The following is a 16,142-nucleotide window of genomic DNA, read 5'->3' on the forward strand; positions in this document are numbered from 1 at the left end:
AAGAGACCTCTTACGACGACCAACGGTACTTGAACCTGGAGGGTTCCATGAGCACCACCACGCACGCCATTGCCGCACCGGCGCCGGGTGCGCCGCTCGCACCGACCACGATCGAGCGCCGTGACCTGCGTGCCGACGACGTCCTGATCGACATCGCCTACGCCGGCATCTGCCACAGCGACATCCACCAGGCCAAGGAAGACTGGGGCCAGGCGATCTTCCCGATGGTCCCGGGCCACGAGATCGCCGGCGTCGTCGCCGCGGTCGGCTCGGACGTCACGAAGTACCAGGTCGGCGACCGCGTCGGCGTCGGCTGCATGGTCGACTCCTGCGGCGAGTGCGAATACTGCCTGGCCGGCACCGAGCAGTTCTGCGTCAAGGGCAACGTCCAGACCTACAACGGCGTCGGCTTCGACGGTGAGAACACCTACGGCGGCTACAGCAACCAGATCGTCGTGAAGGACGCCTTCGTCTGCCGCATCCCCGAAGGCATCGACCTCGACGTCGCCGCGCCGCTGCTGTGCGCGGGCATCACCACCTACTCGCCGCTGCACCACTGGGGCGCCGGCCCCGGCAAGAAGGTCGCCGTGATCGGCCTCGGCGGGCTCGGGCACATGGGCGTCAAGATCGCCGCCGCGATGGGCGCCGAGGTGACCGTGCTGAGCCAGAGCCTCAAGAAGCAGGAAGACGGCCTGAAGCTCGGCGCGACCGACTACTACGCGACCAGCGACGAAGCGACGTTCGACGTCCTCAAGGGCAAGTTCGACGTCATCCTCAACACCGTGTCGGCCAAGCTGCCGATCGACGCCTACCTGGGCCTGCTCAAGGTCGGCGGCGCGATGGTCAACGTCGGCGCGCCCGGCGAGCCGCTGAACTACAACGCGTTCTCGCTGCTCGGCGGCAACAAGGTGCTGGCCGGCTCGATGATCGGCGGCATCGCGGAGACCCAGGAGATGCTGGACTTCTGCGCGAAGCACGGCATCGGCGCGGAGATCGAGACGATCCCGGCCGCCAAGGTCAACGAGGCCTACGAGCGCGTCGAGAACTCCGACGTGCGCTACCGCTTCGTGATCGACGCCAAGACGATCGGCGCCTGAGGAAGAGCACGGCAACCGCGTCAGAACACCACGGTGCGGTTGCCGTGCACCAGCACCCGGTTCTCCAGGTGCCAGCGCAGGCCGCGGGCCAGCGTCACCTTCTCGATGTCGCGGCCCTTGCGGACCATGTCCTCGACGGAGTCGCCGTGGTCGACGCGGATGACGTCCTGGTCGATGATCGGGCCCGCGTCGAGGTCCGCCGTCACGTAGTGGCAGGTCGCGCCGACCAGCTTCACGCCGCGGGTGTGGGCCTGGTGGTACGGCTTCGCGCCGACGAACGACGGCAGGAAGCTGTGGTGGATGTTGATCGCCCGCCCGGCCCAGTCGCGGCACAGGTCCGCGGGCAGGATCTGCATGAACCGGGCCAGCACCACCGCGTGCGGGTCGTGCTCGTCGACCAGCCCGCGGACCTCTTCGAACGCGGCTTCCTTGCCCCCGGCCGGGAACGGCACGTGGTGGAACGGGATGCCGTGCGCGCGGGTGATGTCGGCGAGGGACTCGTGGTTGCCGATCACCGCCGCGATGTCGACGTCGAGTTCGCCGGAAGCGACCCGGCCGAGCAGGTCGTACAGGCAGTGCCCGGCCTTCGAGACGAGCACCACCGCGCGGCGCCGCTCGCCGGTGTCGCTGACCTGCCAGCTCGACTCCGCGGACAGGTCCGCGGCCACCTCGCCGAAGCGCGCGCGCAGCTCGGCGGCATCGAACGGGAGCGAGTCGGCCCGGACGACCTGGCGGGTGAAGAACCAGCCGGTGTCCGGGTCGGTGTGGTAGGCCGCTTCGACGATCCAGCCGCCGTGCTCGGCGAGGAACCCGGAGATCCGGGCGATGATGCCGGTGCGGTCGGGGCAGCCGAAGGTGATGACGTAGCGGCGTTCGGGAGCGGTCACGACGGCATTCTCCCTCGCGCTGGTCAGGGCGCCGCGAGTGGTGCCAGGTCGTCCGTGACGGACGCCCGGCGCACGCGGTGGACGTCGGCGCCGGGTCCACCAGGTCATGGACAGTCCACTTCGGACAGTTCGGCGCCGGGGCCGCCGGACCGGACCGCAGCGCCGCCCGCTTCAGCGCCTCGGCGTGGACGTCGATCGCTTCGAGCGTGGGCCGACCGCAGCCGCCGGCCGGCTTCGATGGCGAAGACCAGGCCCAGGCCGAGGCTGAACGACAGCAGCAGGCCCTTGCCCGGCTCGTCGGCGAACGCGGCGCCGCCGGCCAGGCCGATCAGCACGCTGTAGACCGCCCAGATCGCGGCACCGGCGAGGTCGAGCACGACGAACCGCGGCAGCGGGTAGCCCAGGCTGCCGTTCGCGAGCGAGCTGGCGACGCGCCCGCCGGGCAGGTAGCGGGCGGCGATGATGAGCAGCCCGCCGTTGCGCCGGACCTGGTCGCGCGCCCACCCGTAGCGGCGTTGCCCCTCCGGTCCGCGCTGCAGCCACGCGACGGCCCGCGGCCCCGCGGACCGCCCGACGGCGTACCCGAGGCAGTCACCCGCCCACGCCCCGCCGGCCGCGACCGCGGCGAGCGCGGTCAGCTGCGCGGGATCGGGCCCGAGCAGGACGGCGACGGTGACGACGGTCGTTTCGCTGGGCATGAACGGCAGCAGAGCGTCCAACCCGGACACCGCGAAGACGACCACCCACAGCCACGGCGAGCCGAGCGCGCCGCGCAGCAGCTCGGTGACCTGCCCCAGGAGTTCCACGGCTCAATGGTGATCACCGCAGGTCACTTCGGGGTGACGCAGCGGGGGTGCCCCGGTGAACGTTCAGGCGGGGGCGACCGAATCCCACGGCACGGTCAGCTCGCCCAGCCGGATCCGGGACGGCGGCCCGAGCACCGGCCAGCCGCGCGCGGCCAGCAGCCGGACCGCCTCCAGCCAGCGCGAGCGGACCCCGAACGCCTGGTGCGGCGCCGCCGTCGCCCAGCAGGTGTCCAGCGCCGACAGCAGCGCGTGCACCCGCTCGCCCGGCACGTTCCGGTGGATCAGCGCCTTCGGCAGCCGTTCGGCGATGGTCGAGGGCCGGTCGAGCCCGGCCAGCCGCAGCGAAAGCGTCAGGGAGACCGGCCCGGCCGACGACACCAGCACCCACGTCGACAGCCGCCCGATCTCGTCGCAGGTGCCCTCGACCAGCAGGCCGCCGGGCGCCATCGAGGCCAGCACCAGCTCCCACGCGCCCGCGACCTCGTCCTCCGCGTACTGCCGCAGCACGTTGAACGCGCGCACCAGCGTCGGCCGGGTGCCGGCCAGCTCGAACCCGCCCCGGCGGAAGTCCAGCAGCGGCGGTGCCGCGGCGGGCAACGCGGCCGCGACGCGCACCGGGTCCAGCTCCAGGCCGAGCACCCGGACGTCCGGCCGGACCCGCCGCACCCAGCGGGCCAGCTCGACCGTCGTCACCGGGGAAGCGCCGTAGCCGAGGTCGACGACCAGCGGGTCCGGGGCCGCGCGCAGCAGCCGGGTCGTGGCCGGCGCCGACGCGATCCACCGGTCGACCCGGCGCAGGCGGTTCGGGTTCGTCGTGCCGCGGGTCGGCGCGCCGACCGGGCTCAGGCGGCCCCGGCCAGCCACTTCGCGGTGAATTCGGCTTCGTGCTCCAGCAGCTTCGTGACCTGCTCGGCGATCACGCTCTCCAGCTTCCCGCCGAACAGCGGGATCCGGACCGTCACCTCGCCGCTCGTCCGCAGCACGGTCGTGTCGCCGTTGGCCAGCACCGCCGTCCGCGCGGCGATCTCGCCCGGGACCCCGCCGACCTCGACCGACGCCTGGCCCTGGTGGCCGGTGCCGTCGTTGCTCACGCGCCAGGTCTGCGTCCGGGTCACGATCAGGTCGCCCTTGTGCAGCGTCCGCACCGCCGACGGCAGCTTGTCCGCGCTGATGCCCTGCCGCAGCCGGTAGGTCAGGCCGGTGTCGGAAACGTCGTACGACAGCAGTTCGGCGTCGTGCCCGCCGAGCTCCGCCAGCCGGGCCCGCAGCGCGTCCTCGCCGGACACCGCGGCGTAGACGGCGGCCACGTCGGCGGCGAACTCAGCACGGTGCTCGATCCGGGATCCCATGAGCCGGACAGTACCGTCAGACGGGTGAACACCGCCCCGACTCCCGCGCTCCCGCAGCTCTCGGCGTACACCACCCTGCGCCTCGGCGGCCCCGCCCGCCGGTTCGCCACCGCCGTGACCAGCGAAGAACTCGTCGAGGCCGTCCGCGACGCCGACGCGGCGGGCGAGCCGGTCCTGCTGCTCGGCGGCGGCTCCAACCTGGTGGTCGCCGACGCGGGGTTCGACGGCACGCTGGTCGAGGTGGCGAACACCGGCTGGCGCCGCGACGGTGACTTCGTCGACGTCGAGGCCGGCCAGAACTGGGACGCCTTCGTCGCCGGGCTGGTCGAGGCCGGCCTGGGCGGGCTCGAGTGCCTGTCGGGCATCCCCGGCAGCGTCGGCGCGACGCCGATCCAGAACGTCGGCGCGTACGGCTGTGAAGTCGCCGAGTCGATCGTCTCGGTCGAGCTGTACGACCGCGTGACGCGCGAGGTGCGCACGCTCAAGGCCGACGAGCTCGGCTTCGCCTACCGCACCAGCGTCCTCAAGGGCACCGACACCGGCGTCGTCCTCTCGGTCCGCTTCGAGGTCCGCGAAGACGGCCTCTCCGCGCCCATCCGCTACGCCGAGCTGGCGCGCACCCTGGGCGTCGAGATCGGGGCCCGGGTCCCGGCCGCCGAGGCGCGGGAAGCCGTGCTCGGCCTGCGCCGCGGCAAGGGCATGGTGCTCGACCCGGCCGACCACGACACGTGGAGCGCGGGCTCGTTCTTCACCAACCCGATCGTCCCGGGCGCCGAAGCGGAAGCGGTCCTCGAGCGGATCACGGCGGCGGTCGGTTCGGCGGTCCCGCAGTACCCGGCCGACGGCGGCACGAAGCTGTCGGCGGCCTGGCTGATCGAGCGCGCCGGCTTCGCCAAGGGGTACCCCGGACCGGGGAACCGCGTCTCGCTGTCGACGAAGCACACCCTCGCGCTGACCAACCGTGGCGGCGCGTCGACCGAAGACCTGCTGGCGCTGGCCAGGGAGGTCCGCGACGGCGTTTTCGCCCGCTTCGGCGTCTCGCTGCACCCGGAACCGCTGCTGATCAACTGCGTCATTTGAGCCGAACCGGGCAACCTGGACGTGGCTGAGACGTCTTTGTCGACAAAGGCTTGGCCACCTGATCGGATGGTCTTTACCTTTCGACGGGTAACGTCGGGCGGGCTACCAGCGCTAAGGGCGTGGACCCGCTGGTCGGTGGGGGAACACAGGAGGTTTCGGTGATCGAACGGCGCACGGTTTTCAAGGTCGCTCTCGCGGCGGGGGCCGCAGTGGTGGCCGCGGCGTGTTCGAGCACGAACGACGGCACCGCGCTGCCCACCGGGGCGGCGGGCGCCGACGGGGAGAGCGCGCAGCCCGTGGCGAAGATCACGGCCGAGCCGGCGGTCGGCGCCAAGGACGCCGCGGTGCTCAAGCCCGTGGTGATCAAGGTCGCCGACGGCAAGCTCACCGAGTGCAAGGTGACCGCCGAGGGCGGCAAGGCCGTCAAGGGCGACACCGCGCCCGACGGGCTCACCTGGACCAGCTCCGAGCCGCTCGGCTACGGCAAGACCTACACCTACGCGGCCAAGGCCACCGGCTCCGACGGCAAGCCGGCCGAGCTCACCGGCACCTTCACCACGATCAGCCCGGCCAAGCAGGTCCGCGCCACGCTCAACCCGGCCGACAACCAGACGGTCGGCGTGGCCATGCCGATCAGCGTCAAGTTCGCGTCGCCGGTCAAGGACCGCGCGGCCGTCGAGAAGGCCCTGTCCGTGAAGACGGACAAGGACGTCGAAGGCGCCTGGGGCTGGCTGTCCGACAGCCAGGTCGACTACCGGCCGAAGGAGTACTGGCCGCAGAACATCACCGTGAGCGTCGAGGCGAAGCTCTACGGCGTCGAGCTCGGCGGCGGCGCGTACGGCAAGGCCGACGTCACCACGAAGTTCAAGATCGGCCGCAACCAGGTCGTCAAGATCAGCACGCCCGAGCACCAGATGCACGTCTACCGCGGCGGCTCGCAGGTCAAGAGCTACCCGTGCGCGAACGGGCTGGACGCCGAGGTCGACCGCAACACCCCGAACGGCACCTACATCATCATGAGCCGGGAGCCGTCGGCGATCTTCGACAACGCCCGCTACGGCTACACGAACGTCAACAAGAAGTGGGCCTGCCGGTTCTCCAACCACGGCGAGTTCATCCACGAGAACCAGGACAACGCGGCCAACATCGGGAAGAACAACAACTCCCACGGCTGCGTCAACCTGCTCGAAGCCGACGCCAAGGACTACTTCGACTCGGCCATCGTCGGCGACCCGGTCGAGATCACCGGCTCGAAGCTGTCGCCGCCGATGAACTCCGACGTCAAGGACTGGAACTACAGCTGGGCGGCCTGGCAAGGGCTGGGTGCGAAGTAACCCGTGCGCACCGAAGTCGTCGGGCACGGCGGGGTCCGGCTCGGCCTGCGGGTCGAGGGAGCCGAGAACAGCAGGCCGATCGTGTTCGTGCACGGCTGGGCGCAGTCGGCGGACTGCTGGGCGGCGCAGCTGGCCGACCCCGCGCTGACCGAGCGCTTCCGGCTGGTCGCGGTGGACCTGCGGGGCCACGGCGCCTCCGACGTCCCCACCTCGGGCTACGACGACCCACGCGTCTGGGCCGACGACCTCGCCGCGGTGCTCGACTTCGCGGGGCCGGACGCGATCGTCGTCGGCTGGTCCTACGGCGGCCTGGTGCTCGTGGATCACATCCGCGTGCACGGCACCGCACGGCTGGGCGGCCTCGTGCTCGTCGGGGCCATCACCGAGATCGGCCGCGACCGGCCGGGCGGGCGCGTCGGACCGCTGATGCGCGAGCACATGCGGGCGATGCTTTCGGACGATCCGGACACCGCGGTCCCGGCGCTCACCGAGTTCTGCCGCGGGATGGCCGCCGGCCCGGTGCCCGGCGCGCAGGTCCAGGCCATGCTCGGGGCGTCTCTCTGCGTGCCCCCCGCCGTTCGTTCGGCGCTCTTCCGCCGGGACATCGGCAGCGAGGAAGTGCTGGTCACGGTGGACAAACCGGCTCTGGTGGCGCACGGAACGGCCGACCGCGTGATCGAACCCTCGGTAGCCGAACACGCACTCGGGAAGATTCCGGGTGCCCTCGGGCGTTGGTTCGCTGACGGGGGGCATGCGCCCTTCGCCGAGTCCGCGGCCGAGTTCGACGCGGTGCTGCGGCAATTCGCCGAGGAATGCTGAAGTACGCAGGAGACGTGACCACGTGACCAGCTCTCACCGGGGGTTCCGGGCTGCGCCGCGCCGGATAGCGGTGCTGTCCGTCCACACCTCACCGCTCGAACAGCCCGGCACCGGCGACGCGGGCGGGATGAACGTCTACGTCAGCCAGACCTCGATCGAGATGGCCCGCCGCGGCGTCGAGGTCGAGGTCTTCACCCGCGCGACCGCGTCCGACCAGCCGCCGGTGGCCGAGCTGGCGCCCGGGGTGACCGTGCGGCACGTGCAGGCGGGGCCGTTCGAGCCGCTGGGCCGGGACGAGCTGCCCGCGCAGCTGTGCGCGTTCACCTCCGGCGTGCTGCGGACCGAGGCGTTCCACGAGCCCGGCCACTACGACCTCATCCACTCGCACTACTGGCTCTCGGGCCAGGTCGGCTGGCTCGCCCGCGACCGCTGGTCGGTCCCGCTGGTGCACACCGCGCACACGCTGGCGAAGGTGAAGAACGCCGCGCTCGCCGAGGGCGACAAGCCCGAGCCGCGCACCCGCGTGATCGGCGAGGAACAGGTGGTCGCCGAGGCCGACCGGCTGGTCGCCAACACCGCGGTCGAGGCGCGCCAGCTCATCGACCTCTACGACGCCGAGCCACACGCGGTGCACGCCGTGCCGCCGGGCGTCGACCTCGAACGCTTCACGCCGGGCTCCCGGTCCCTCGCCCGCGCGGAACTGGGACTCGCCGCCGACGACGTCGTGCTCGCCTTCGCCGGCCGCATCCAGCCGCTCAAGGCGCCGGACGTGCTGCTGCACGCCGCCGCCGCGATGCTGCGCCGCCGCCCCGAGCTGGCTTCGCGCCTGGTCGTGCTGATCGTCGGCGGGCCGTCGGGCACCGGGCTGGAGCAGCCGCAGGCCCTGCGTGAGCTGGCCGCTTCGCTGGGCATCGAGGCGCAGGTCCGGTTCCTGCCGCCGCAGCCGGGCGAGCGCCTCGCCCGCGTCTTCCGCGCCGCCGACGTCGTCGCGGTGCCCAGCTACAACGAGTCGTTCGGCCTGGTCGCGCTGGAGGCGCAGGCCTGCGGGACGCCGGTGGTCGCGGCCGAGGTCGGCGGGCTGCCGGTGGCGGTGCCGCACGGCGTGTCCGGCCTGCTGGTGCCCGGGCACGGCGCCGAGGAGTGGGCGGACGCGCTGGCCGCGGTCGCGCTGCGCCCGGACCGGCGGGCCGAGCTGGGCGCGAACGCCGTCGTGCACGCGCGCCGCTTCTCCTGGCGCCGCACGACGGACGCGCTGCTCGACATCTATGCTCAGGCCACCAGCGCGTTCCGGCAGGCGCTGGACCTGCGCGCGGAGGTGGCGGTGTGAGCCTGGACCAGCTGATCCAGTCCACTTTGGACTCGGCGGAGCTGAAGTACGACAAACGCGGTCCCGGCAAGTACTTCGTCACCCTGCCCGGCACGAAGAAGCTCCAGACCAACGCGTGGCTGGTCGACGGCGACCACGCGTTTTCGGTGGAGGCCTTCGTCTGCCGCCGCCCCGATGAGTCCCATGAGGACGTTTACCGGTTCCTGTTGCAGCGCAACGCGAAGCTCTACGGCGTGCACTACACGGTGGACAGTCTCGGGGACATCTACCTGGTCGGCCGGTTCGGCAAGGAGACCATGTCGGCCGACGAGCTCGACAAGGTGCTCGGCCAGGTCCTCGAGGCCGCCGACGGCGACTTCAACACGCTGCTGGAGATCGGCTTCGCGACGTCGATCAAGCGCGAGTGGGACTGGCGCGTCTCCCGCGGCGAGTCGCTGGCGAACCTGCAGGCGTTCAAGCACCTCGTCGCCCCCGCGCAGCCGCACGAACCGGGCTTGACCGAGTCGTGACCATGGCCGTGCAACGGCCTTGAACCGGACATCCGTCTCACCGCCAGTCGAAACTGGAGGGAGAAGCAGGATGCGGACTCGATGGAGAGCGGGGCTCGCGGCCGTGGCCGTGGCCTTCGCGCTGGCCGGCTGCTCGTCGGCGGGCAACGGGGCATCGTCCACGGCGGACAGTGGCGGGGTCGCGCCCGCCGTCCCGAAGCAGGGGACGGGCGGCAAGGCGGAATCGAAGGTGACGCCGCCGCAGGCCGGCGCCACCGACCGGAAGCTGTCCCGCAGCGCCCGGCTGGAGCTGACCGCGACGAAGGTCACCGACGTCGTCGCGCAGGCCCGCGGGATCGCGCAGGGCGCGGGCGGCTACACCGGGCAGGAGAGCACCGGCGAGGAGTACGCGACGCTCACCCTCGCGGTGCCGGCGGACAAGCTCGACGGCGCCCTCGACCAGCTCTCGCACCTGGGCTCGAGCCTGGTGAAGCGGGAGCTGAACACGCAGGACGTGACCGAGCAGGTCGTCGACGTCGACGCGCGGCTGCAGACGCAGCGGGCGTCGGTCGAGCGGATCCGCGCGCTGCTCGCGCGGGCGACCTCGGTGTCGGAGATCGCTTCGGTCGAGAGCGAGCTGACCAGCCGCGAGTCGACGCTGGAATCGCTGGAGCAGCAGAAGAACTCGCTGGCGGGCAGCGTCGCGATGGCGACGGTGGCGATGAGCGTCCGGAGCGTGGCGGCGCCCCCACCGGCCGAAGAGGACCACAGCGGGTTCCTGGGCGGCCTGGCCGGCGGCTGGGACGCGTTCCTGACCTTCGGCGGCGGCTTGCTGACGGTGCTGGGCGCGATCGCGCCGTTCTTGCTGATCGTGGGCCCGCTGGCCTGGGCGGCCTGGTGGCTGAACCGGCGCCGCCGCGCGGCACGACCGGAGCCGACCGAGGTGTGAGCGGGCGCGCTTGCGACGTCATGAAAGACCCGTTCATCGCGTTTGGTGGGGTGAAAGGGTCTTTCATGAGGTCCGGAGCTGCGCGGCTCGGTCCGTCTCGGGTGGGGGGCGCGATCTCGAACGGGAGCCGGCCGAGGCGTGAGCGGGCGTGCCTGCCCCGTCGTGAAAGACCCGTTTACCGCGTTTGGCGGGGTGAAAGGGTCTTTCACGACGTCCGGAACCGCGGGGCTCGGTCCGCCACGGGCGTGGGGACGCGGCCTCGAGCCGCAGCCGGCCGAAGTGTGAGCGGGCAGGCGGGACGGCTCGAGGGAGGGGGGAGTCGCGATCTCGAGCCGCCCCGCTGAAGTTCCCGCCGATCAGGACCCGGTGACGAGGGGGGTGCCAACGGGGCCGGCGGGCCGCGGCTCGGCAGGGGGAGACGAGCCGCGGTCAAAGCCCGAATGCGGCCGGGGAGTGCGTGGAATCCAGCCGCTCGGGACGTAGTCAACCTGTCAGATCTCGACGGGTAATCACAAGACTACTCACTAGTCCGTTCGAGTGAATTTACCGCTGAGCGATAACGGTGTGCAGTTCGCTGCCCGGAATTTGCGCGTTGTTGGCGCTTCGCCTTGTCGAAGAGTGAGGTGTTACTTAGGAGTAACACACTCTGCGTAGGTCGAGGTCACTGGTGGATTCACGAAACGGTTCTGGCAGGCTTGGCGCATGGCTGAACTCGGGACGTTGGTGCTGCTCCGCCACGGGCAGAGCACGTGGAACGCGGAAAACCTGTTCACCGGCTGGGTGGACGTGCCGCTGTCGGAGCAGGGTGAGGGCGAAGCCCGCCAGGGCGGCACGCTGCTGGCCGGCGCCGGCCTGCTGCCGGACGTGGTGCACACCTCGCTGCTGCGCCGCGCGATCGCCACCGCGAACATCGCGTTGGACGCCGCCGACCGGCACTGGATCCCGGTCAAGCGCGACTGGCGGCTCAACGAGCGCCACTACGGCGCGCTGCAGGGCAAGGACAAGAAGCAGACCCTCGCGGAGTTCGGCGAGGAGCAGTTCATGCTCTGGCGCCGCTCCTACGACACCCCGCCGCCCGCGATCGACCCGAAGGACGAGTGGAGCCAGGCCGGCGACGCCCGGTACGCGGACCTCGGCGACGACGCGCCGCTGACCGAGTGCCTCAAGGACGTCGTCGAGCGGCTGCTGCCGTACTGGGAGTCCGCCATCGTGCCGGACCTGCGCGCGGGCAAGACCGTGCTGGTCGCCGCGCACGGCAACTCGCTGCGCGCGCTCGTCAAGCACCTCGACGGGATCTCCGACGCCGACATCGCCGGCCTGAACATCCCGACCGGCATCCCGCTGCGCTACGACCTCACCGACGACCTCAAGCCGGTCAAGGCCGGCGGCGAGTACCTCGACCCCGAGGCCGCCAAGGAGGCCGCCGCCGCGGTCGCCAACCAGGGCCGCTGAGCTAGGGCGAGACGACCGGCCGAACGCCGGTCGCCTTCCAGCTCGCCCCTTCGCGGACGACGTCGAGTTCGGCCGTGAAGGGGCGGGTGGTCACCTTCCCGGTGGTGTCGGTGACCTGCAGCGTCGTGAAGAACAGCACGACCGCCCGTTCACCGGCGATCGCGAGGACCCCGGCCATCGGGTTCGGGCCGAGCGCGACCTTCGTGCCCACCTTGCGGATCGCTTCGACGTAGGTCGCCTTCCTCGAGCGGTAGTCGCTCAGCAGCGGATCGGCGAGGACGGCTTCGGCCCGTGCGTAGCTGCCTTCGGGATCGCCGCTGTCGGTCGTGAAGAGCGCGCCCGCCACCGCGCGGGCGCCGGCCAGCGCCGAGTCGCGCACCCCGCCGGGGCTGCCGTCGTCCGGCTGCGCGGCCGGCGCCGGCTGCGCCGGGTCCATCGCGAGGTCGGTGAGCCGCCAGCGCCCGCCTTGCCGGGTCGCGGTGACCGCGACCGTGGCCAGGCCCTGCGCGGCGCCGCTGTCCTGCCGGAGCACGGCCAGTTCGCGGATCCGGTCGCCGGTGAACTCCACCGCGGCCGCCTCCCGCACCCGCGTGACCAGGCGGACCGGCTGCGGGCTCTTCCTGATCTGGTCGAACAACGCCGTGAGCTGGTCCTTCGCCGCGCCGGTGACGTTCGCGGCGACGGCCTGGTCGAAGGCCGCCGGGTTCGCGGAGTCGTAGCTGAACACCGTCTCCGCGGCCGTCTTCACCGCGTCGAGGGCCGCGCCCGTGCCCGAGGCGTCGACCAGCGCGAGGTTTCCCGCGCCCGGGACCGGGACGGCCGTGCCGGGGATCGCCGATGAGCACGCCGACGTCACCAGGACGAGCGCCAGGAGAGCTCGCTTCACAGGAGTCCGGCTTCGCGGGCCCGCGCCCCGGCCTGGAACCGCGACGACGCGCCCAGGACGTCCATCAGCTCCGCCACCCGGCGCCGGTAGGTCCGCAGGCCCACGCCGAGGGTGCGGGCCGCCGTCTCGTCCTTGCAGCCGGACGCCAGCTGCTCGAGGATCTCGCGCGCGCCCAGCTCGGTGAACCGGGCCTGGTAGGACTCGAGGTCGGTGCCGCCGGCCCAGGCCGCCTCGAACAGCGACTGGATGCCCTGGACCAGCTCCGGGCTGCTGACGACGGTGTAGCTGCGGACGCCGCCGACGTGGTCGCCCGCCACGATCGCGATCCGGCGGTCCAGCAGGATCGTCTCGTTGACCTCGCGCTCGGTGATCCGGATGCGGGCGCCGTGCGTGGTCATGAACCGCAGGTGCTCCGCCAGCGCCGGGTCGAACAGGACGCCGGGCAGGTACATCTTGCGCACGTTCGTCTCGCGCACGGCCTGCTCGCGCTCGGGCGCCGTCGGGTGCGCCACCGACCAGGTGTGCAGGTCCCGTGCCGCGCACGAGATCTCCGTCGCGGTCGCGAACAGGTGCCGGGTCCGCTCGAACAGCTCGGCCTCGCCCCGCACGACGACGACGTCACTCACTCTCTCCACGCATTCCAGTCTGGCAGCAAAATGCCAAAACCGGCGGTGCGCGGGCCGGATCGCGAGGCTGGAGCCATGACCACGAACACCACCACCACCCCCGCCGCCGCGGCGGGCACCTGGAAGCTCGGCTCCTTCGAAGTCAACCGGCTCGGGTTCGGCGCGATGCGCCTGATGTCCACTTCGGACGGCGGCATCCGGAGCCGCGAGACGGCGATCGCCGTGCTGCGCCGCGCGGTCGAGCTCGGCGTCAACCACATCGACACCGCCGTCTTCTACTTCGCCGGCCCGCGCTCGGCCAACGAGCTGATCAACACCGCCCTCGCGCCCTACGAGAACCTGACGATCACCACCAAGGTCGGCCCGGGCCGCGACTTCACCGGCGCGTTCTACACCGCCCGCCCGGACCAGCTGCGGGCCCAGGTCGAAGAGAACCTCCGCGAGCTGGGGCTGGACCACCTCGACGTCGCCAACTACCGGATCGGCGAAGGCCTGGACCGCGGGGAAGGCTCGCTCGCCGACGGCTTCGGCGCGCTCGCCGAGCTGCGCGAGGAAGGTCTCATCCGCGAGCTGGGCATCTCCAACGTCGCGCCGCACCACCTCACCGAGGCCCTCGAGATCGCGCCGGTCGTCTGCGTCCAGAACCAGTACGGCCTCACCGCCCGCCGGGAGGACGACGAGATCGTCCGGATGTGCGCCGAGCGCGGCATCGCCTTCGTGCCGTTCTTCGCCGTCGCCAGCGGCCAGGGGGAGGACGAGCGGGTCGCCGCCGTCGCGCGCCGGCACGACGCCACCCCGGCGCAGGTGCGCCTCGCGTGGACCCTGCACCAGGGCCCGCACGTGCTCGCCATCCCCGGCACCGGCGACGTCGCGCACCTCGAGCAGAACGTCGCCGCGGCGGCGCTGGAGCTCACCGCGGACGATTTGGCGACGCTCGACGCGAAGGGGTGAATTCACCCGGTATGTCTCGCCGCGGAATCGATCGGGTGAACGCCGCCTGAAGCCCCGGCGAACATGTCCTCCGCAGGTGTCGCGGTGCTCACGACAAGGCGGACAACGCTAGGCCGAAGGGCCACTTCTCAGCTTACGATCGGCCCGTGACCACGCCTGTTTCACTCGCACTGGCCATCGGCGCACTGGTGGCCGGTGCGGTGGCCGGCTACCTCCTCGCGCGGGTCCGCTCCCGCCGGGAGGAAGCCCGGCCACCGGGCCCGACCGTCGCCGAGCTCCTCGAACGGCTGGTCCGCTCCTCGAACAACGGCATCGTCGTGCTCAACCGGTTCGGCGACATGGTGCTGCACAACCCACGCGCCTACGAGCTGGGGCTCGTCAAGGTCAACCAGGCCGACCCGCGGGCCCGCAAGGCCGCCGAGCAGGTCGTCGAGACCGACGAGCCGCTGGAGATCGACCTTTCGCCGCTGGAGGCCCGCGGCCGCCAGCCGGAAGCGGTGCTCGGCCAGGTCCGGCCGCTCGGCGACGGCTTCACCGTCGTCGAGGCCGTCGACCACTCCGAGGCCATCCGCCTGGAGGCCGTGCGCCGCGACTTCGTCGCCAACGTCAGCCACGAGCTCAAGACCCCGGTCGGCGCGATCGCGCTGCTCACCGAGGCCGTGCTCGACGCCGCCGAGGACGTCGAAGAGGTCCGCCGGTTCGGCGGCAAGATCCTGCGCGAGTCGACCCGCCTCGGCCAGCTCGTCACCGAGCTGATCGCGCTGTCGCGGCTGCAGGGCGCCGAACGGCTGCCCGACCTCAACGTCGTCGAGGTCGACGCGGTCGTCCGCGAGGCGCTTGGCCGCACCACGCTCTCGGCCGAGTCGGCCGACATCCGGATCACCACCGACACCGCCAGCGGCCTGCTTATCGAGGGCGACCGGACGCTGCTGGTCACCGCGCTGTCGAACCTGCTGGAGAACGCGGTCGCGTACTCGCCGGCCGGCAGCCCGGTCTCGATCAGCAGGCGGCTGGCCGACGGGATGGTCGAGGTCGCCGTCACCGACCGCGGCATCGGCATCCCCGAGGACGAGCAGACCCGGGTGTTCGAGCGCTTCTACCGCGCCGACAAGGCCCGCTCGCGCGCCACCGGCGGCACCGGGCTGGGCCTGGCGATCGTCAAGCACGTCGCGGCCAACCACGGCGGCTCGGTCGGGCTGTGGAGCCGGCCGGGCACCGGTTCGACGTTCACCCTGCGCATCCCCGCGCACGTCAGTCCCGAGCCGGCGCCGGAGCCGGCGCGGGCCGCCAAGACCTCGCCGGCACCGCGGCAGGAGAAGACCCCCGAGCGCACCCAGAGGCTCGTGGTTACCGGGCAGGACAGCCCAGATCATGGAGGAAACCTGTGACCAGGGTTCTCATCGTCGAGGACGAGGAGTCGTTCGCCGACCCCCTCGCCTTCCTGCTGCGCAAGGAAGGGTTCACCGCGGCCGTGGCCGGCACCGGCCAGGCCGCGCTGGAGGAGTTCGACCGCAACGGCGCCGACATCGTGCTGCTCGACCTGATGCTGCCCGGGATGAGCGGCACCGACGTGTGCAAGCAGCTGCGCCAGCGCTCGGCCGTGCCGGTGATCATGGTGACCGCGCGCGACAGCGAGATCGACAAGGTCGTCGGCCTGGAACTGGGCGCGGACGACTACGTCACCAAGCCGTACTCGGCGCGGGAGCTGATCGCGCGAGTGCGGGCAGTCCTGCGCCGCGGCGGCGAGCCGGGCTCGGAGGGCGAGCTGGCCCCGCTGGTGCTCTCGGCGGGCCCGGTGCGGATGGACGTCGAGCGGCACGTGGTGACCGTCGACGGCGCCGAGGTGTCGCTCCCGCTCAAGGAGTTCGACCTCCTCGAGTACCTGCTGCGCAACGTCGGCCGGGTGCTGACCCGCGGGCAGCTGATCGACCGGGTGTGGGGCGCGGACTACGTCGGCGACACGAAGACGCTCGACGTCCACGTGAAGCGGCTGCGCTCGAAGATCGAACCGGACCCGGGCTCGCCGCGGCACCTGGTGACGGTTCGCGGACTGGGCTACAAGTTCGAGACGTAAGCCGGTGTTCGCTCGGG

General features: G+C 71.9%; 17 protein-coding genes. 11 read left to right on the forward strand and 6 right to left on the reverse strand.

Translation table 11 applies throughout. The annotated features are described in order from the left end of the window. Positions 1–47 precede the first annotated feature (47 nt). Positions 48–1,097 carry an NAD(P)-dependent alcohol dehydrogenase gene (locus tag AB0B33_RS06945; protein ID WP_247015451.1) on the forward strand — a complete coding sequence of 350 codons (1,050 nt, stop codon included), beginning with the start codon at positions 48–50 and terminating at the stop codon, positions 1,095–1,097. 20 nt (positions 1,098–1,117) lie between these two features. On the opposite strand, the gene purU is transcribed toward AB0B33_RS06945, so the two are convergent. From purU to AB0B33_RS06965, 4 genes are all read right to left on the reverse strand, one after another. Continuing rightward, positions 1,118–1,984, reverse strand: coding sequence for a formyltetrahydrofolate deformylase (purU, locus tag AB0B33_RS06950; protein WP_360767875.1), 867 nt, complete (start codon positions 1,982–1,984; stop codon positions 1,118–1,120). 104 nt (positions 1,985–2,088) lie between these two features. Further along, a complete protein-coding gene (locus tag AB0B33_RS06955) occupies positions 2,089–2,790 on the reverse strand; it encodes a VTT domain-containing protein (RefSeq protein ID WP_360767878.1) in 702 nt (233 codons plus the stop codon). Between the two features lie 63 nt (positions 2,791–2,853). Further along, positions 2,854–3,654 carry a class I SAM-dependent methyltransferase gene (locus tag AB0B33_RS06960; RefSeq protein WP_360767882.1) on the reverse strand — a complete coding sequence of 267 codons (801 nt, stop codon included), beginning with the start codon at positions 3,652–3,654 and terminating at the stop codon, positions 2,854–2,856. Beyond that, the gene (locus AB0B33_RS06965) at positions 3,633–4,139 is read right to left on the reverse strand and encodes a DUF2505 domain-containing protein (protein ID WP_360767885.1); all 507 of its coding nucleotides are present in this window, start codon (positions 4,137–4,139) and stop codon (positions 3,633–3,635) included. The genes AB0B33_RS06960 and AB0B33_RS06965 overlap by 22 nt, the downstream gene beginning before the upstream one ends. Before the next feature lie 24 nt (positions 4,140–4,163). Between AB0B33_RS06965 and AB0B33_RS06970 the strand changes: the two genes are divergently transcribed. The 7 genes from AB0B33_RS06970 (at position 4,164) to AB0B33_RS07000 (ending at position 11,588) form a co-directional block, all read left to right on the forward strand. After that, positions 4,164–5,219, forward strand: coding sequence for a UDP-N-acetylmuramate dehydrogenase (locus tag AB0B33_RS06970; protein WP_360767888.1), 1,056 nt, complete (start codon positions 4,164–4,166; stop codon positions 5,217–5,219). Positions 5,220–5,377: 158 nt separating this feature from the next. After that, positions 5,378–6,553 (forward strand): Ig-like domain-containing protein, encoded by a 1,176-nt coding sequence (locus AB0B33_RS06975; RefSeq protein ID WP_360767891.1) that lies wholly within the window; start codon positions 5,378–5,380, stop codon positions 6,551–6,553. 3 nt (positions 6,554–6,556) lie between these two features. Further along, positions 6,557–7,372 carry an alpha/beta hydrolase gene (locus AB0B33_RS06980; protein ID WP_360767894.1) on the forward strand — a complete coding sequence of 272 codons (816 nt, stop codon included), beginning with the start codon at positions 6,557–6,559 and terminating at the stop codon, positions 7,370–7,372. 22 nt (positions 7,373–7,394) lie between these two features. Further along, positions 7,395–8,699 carry a D-inositol-3-phosphate glycosyltransferase gene (mshA, locus tag AB0B33_RS06985; protein ID WP_360767897.1) on the forward strand — a complete coding sequence of 435 codons (1,305 nt, stop codon included), beginning with the start codon at positions 7,395–7,397 and terminating at the stop codon, positions 8,697–8,699. Continuing rightward, positions 8,696–9,208: a YbjN domain-containing protein gene (locus tag AB0B33_RS06990; protein WP_247015431.1), complete on the forward strand. Its 513-nt coding sequence runs from the start codon at positions 8,696–8,698 to the stop codon at positions 9,206–9,208. The genes mshA and AB0B33_RS06990 overlap by 4 nt, the downstream gene beginning before the upstream one ends. A gap of 70 nt (positions 9,209–9,278) precedes the next feature. Then, complete coding sequence (locus tag AB0B33_RS06995; protein WP_247015429.1) at positions 9,279–10,136, forward strand: DUF4349 domain-containing protein; 858 nt, start codon at positions 9,279–9,281, stop codon at positions 10,134–10,136. Between the two features lie 702 nt (positions 10,137–10,838). Further along, positions 10,839–11,588, forward strand: a complete 750-nt coding sequence (locus AB0B33_RS07000) for a phosphoglyceromutase (protein WP_360767901.1) — start codon at positions 10,839–10,841, stop codon at positions 11,586–11,588. 1 nt (position 11,589) lies between these two features. Here AB0B33_RS07000 and AB0B33_RS07005 read toward each other — a convergent pair whose 3' ends face one another. After that, positions 11,590–12,474: a hypothetical protein gene (locus AB0B33_RS07005; protein WP_360767903.1), complete on the reverse strand. Its 885-nt coding sequence runs from the start codon at positions 12,472–12,474 to the stop codon at positions 11,590–11,592. Next, a complete protein-coding gene (locus AB0B33_RS07010; RefSeq protein WP_360767906.1) occupies positions 12,471–13,109 on the reverse strand; it encodes a DNA-binding response regulator in 639 nt (212 codons plus the stop codon). The genes AB0B33_RS07005 and AB0B33_RS07010 overlap by 4 nt, the downstream gene beginning before the upstream one ends. Positions 13,110–13,175: 66 nt before the next feature. Here AB0B33_RS07010 and AB0B33_RS07015 point away from each other — a divergent pair, with 66 nt between their 5' ends. From AB0B33_RS07015 to AB0B33_RS07025, 3 genes are all read left to right on the forward strand, one after another. Further along, positions 13,176–14,051 (forward strand): oxidoreductase, encoded by an 876-nt coding sequence (locus AB0B33_RS07015; protein ID WP_360767909.1) that lies wholly within the window; start codon positions 13,176–13,178, stop codon positions 14,049–14,051. 146 nt (positions 14,052–14,197) lie between these two features. Then, complete coding sequence (locus tag AB0B33_RS07020) at positions 14,198–15,439, forward strand: ATP-binding protein (RefSeq protein ID WP_360767912.1); 1,242 nt, start codon at positions 14,198–14,200, stop codon at positions 15,437–15,439. Continuing rightward, the gene (locus AB0B33_RS07025; RefSeq protein WP_003062718.1) at positions 15,436–16,125 is read left to right on the forward strand and encodes a response regulator transcription factor; all 690 of its coding nucleotides are present in this window, start codon (positions 15,436–15,438) and stop codon (positions 16,123–16,125) included. The genes AB0B33_RS07020 and AB0B33_RS07025 overlap by 4 nt, the downstream gene beginning before the upstream one ends. Positions 16,126–16,142 lie beyond the last annotated feature (17 nt).

It is taken from the genome of Amycolatopsis sp. NPDC049159, assembly GCF_040648295.1.
In the GTDB taxonomy this organism is placed as follows: Bacteria; Actinomycetota; Actinomycetes; order Mycobacteriales; family Pseudonocardiaceae; genus Amycolatopsis; species Amycolatopsis pretoriensis_A.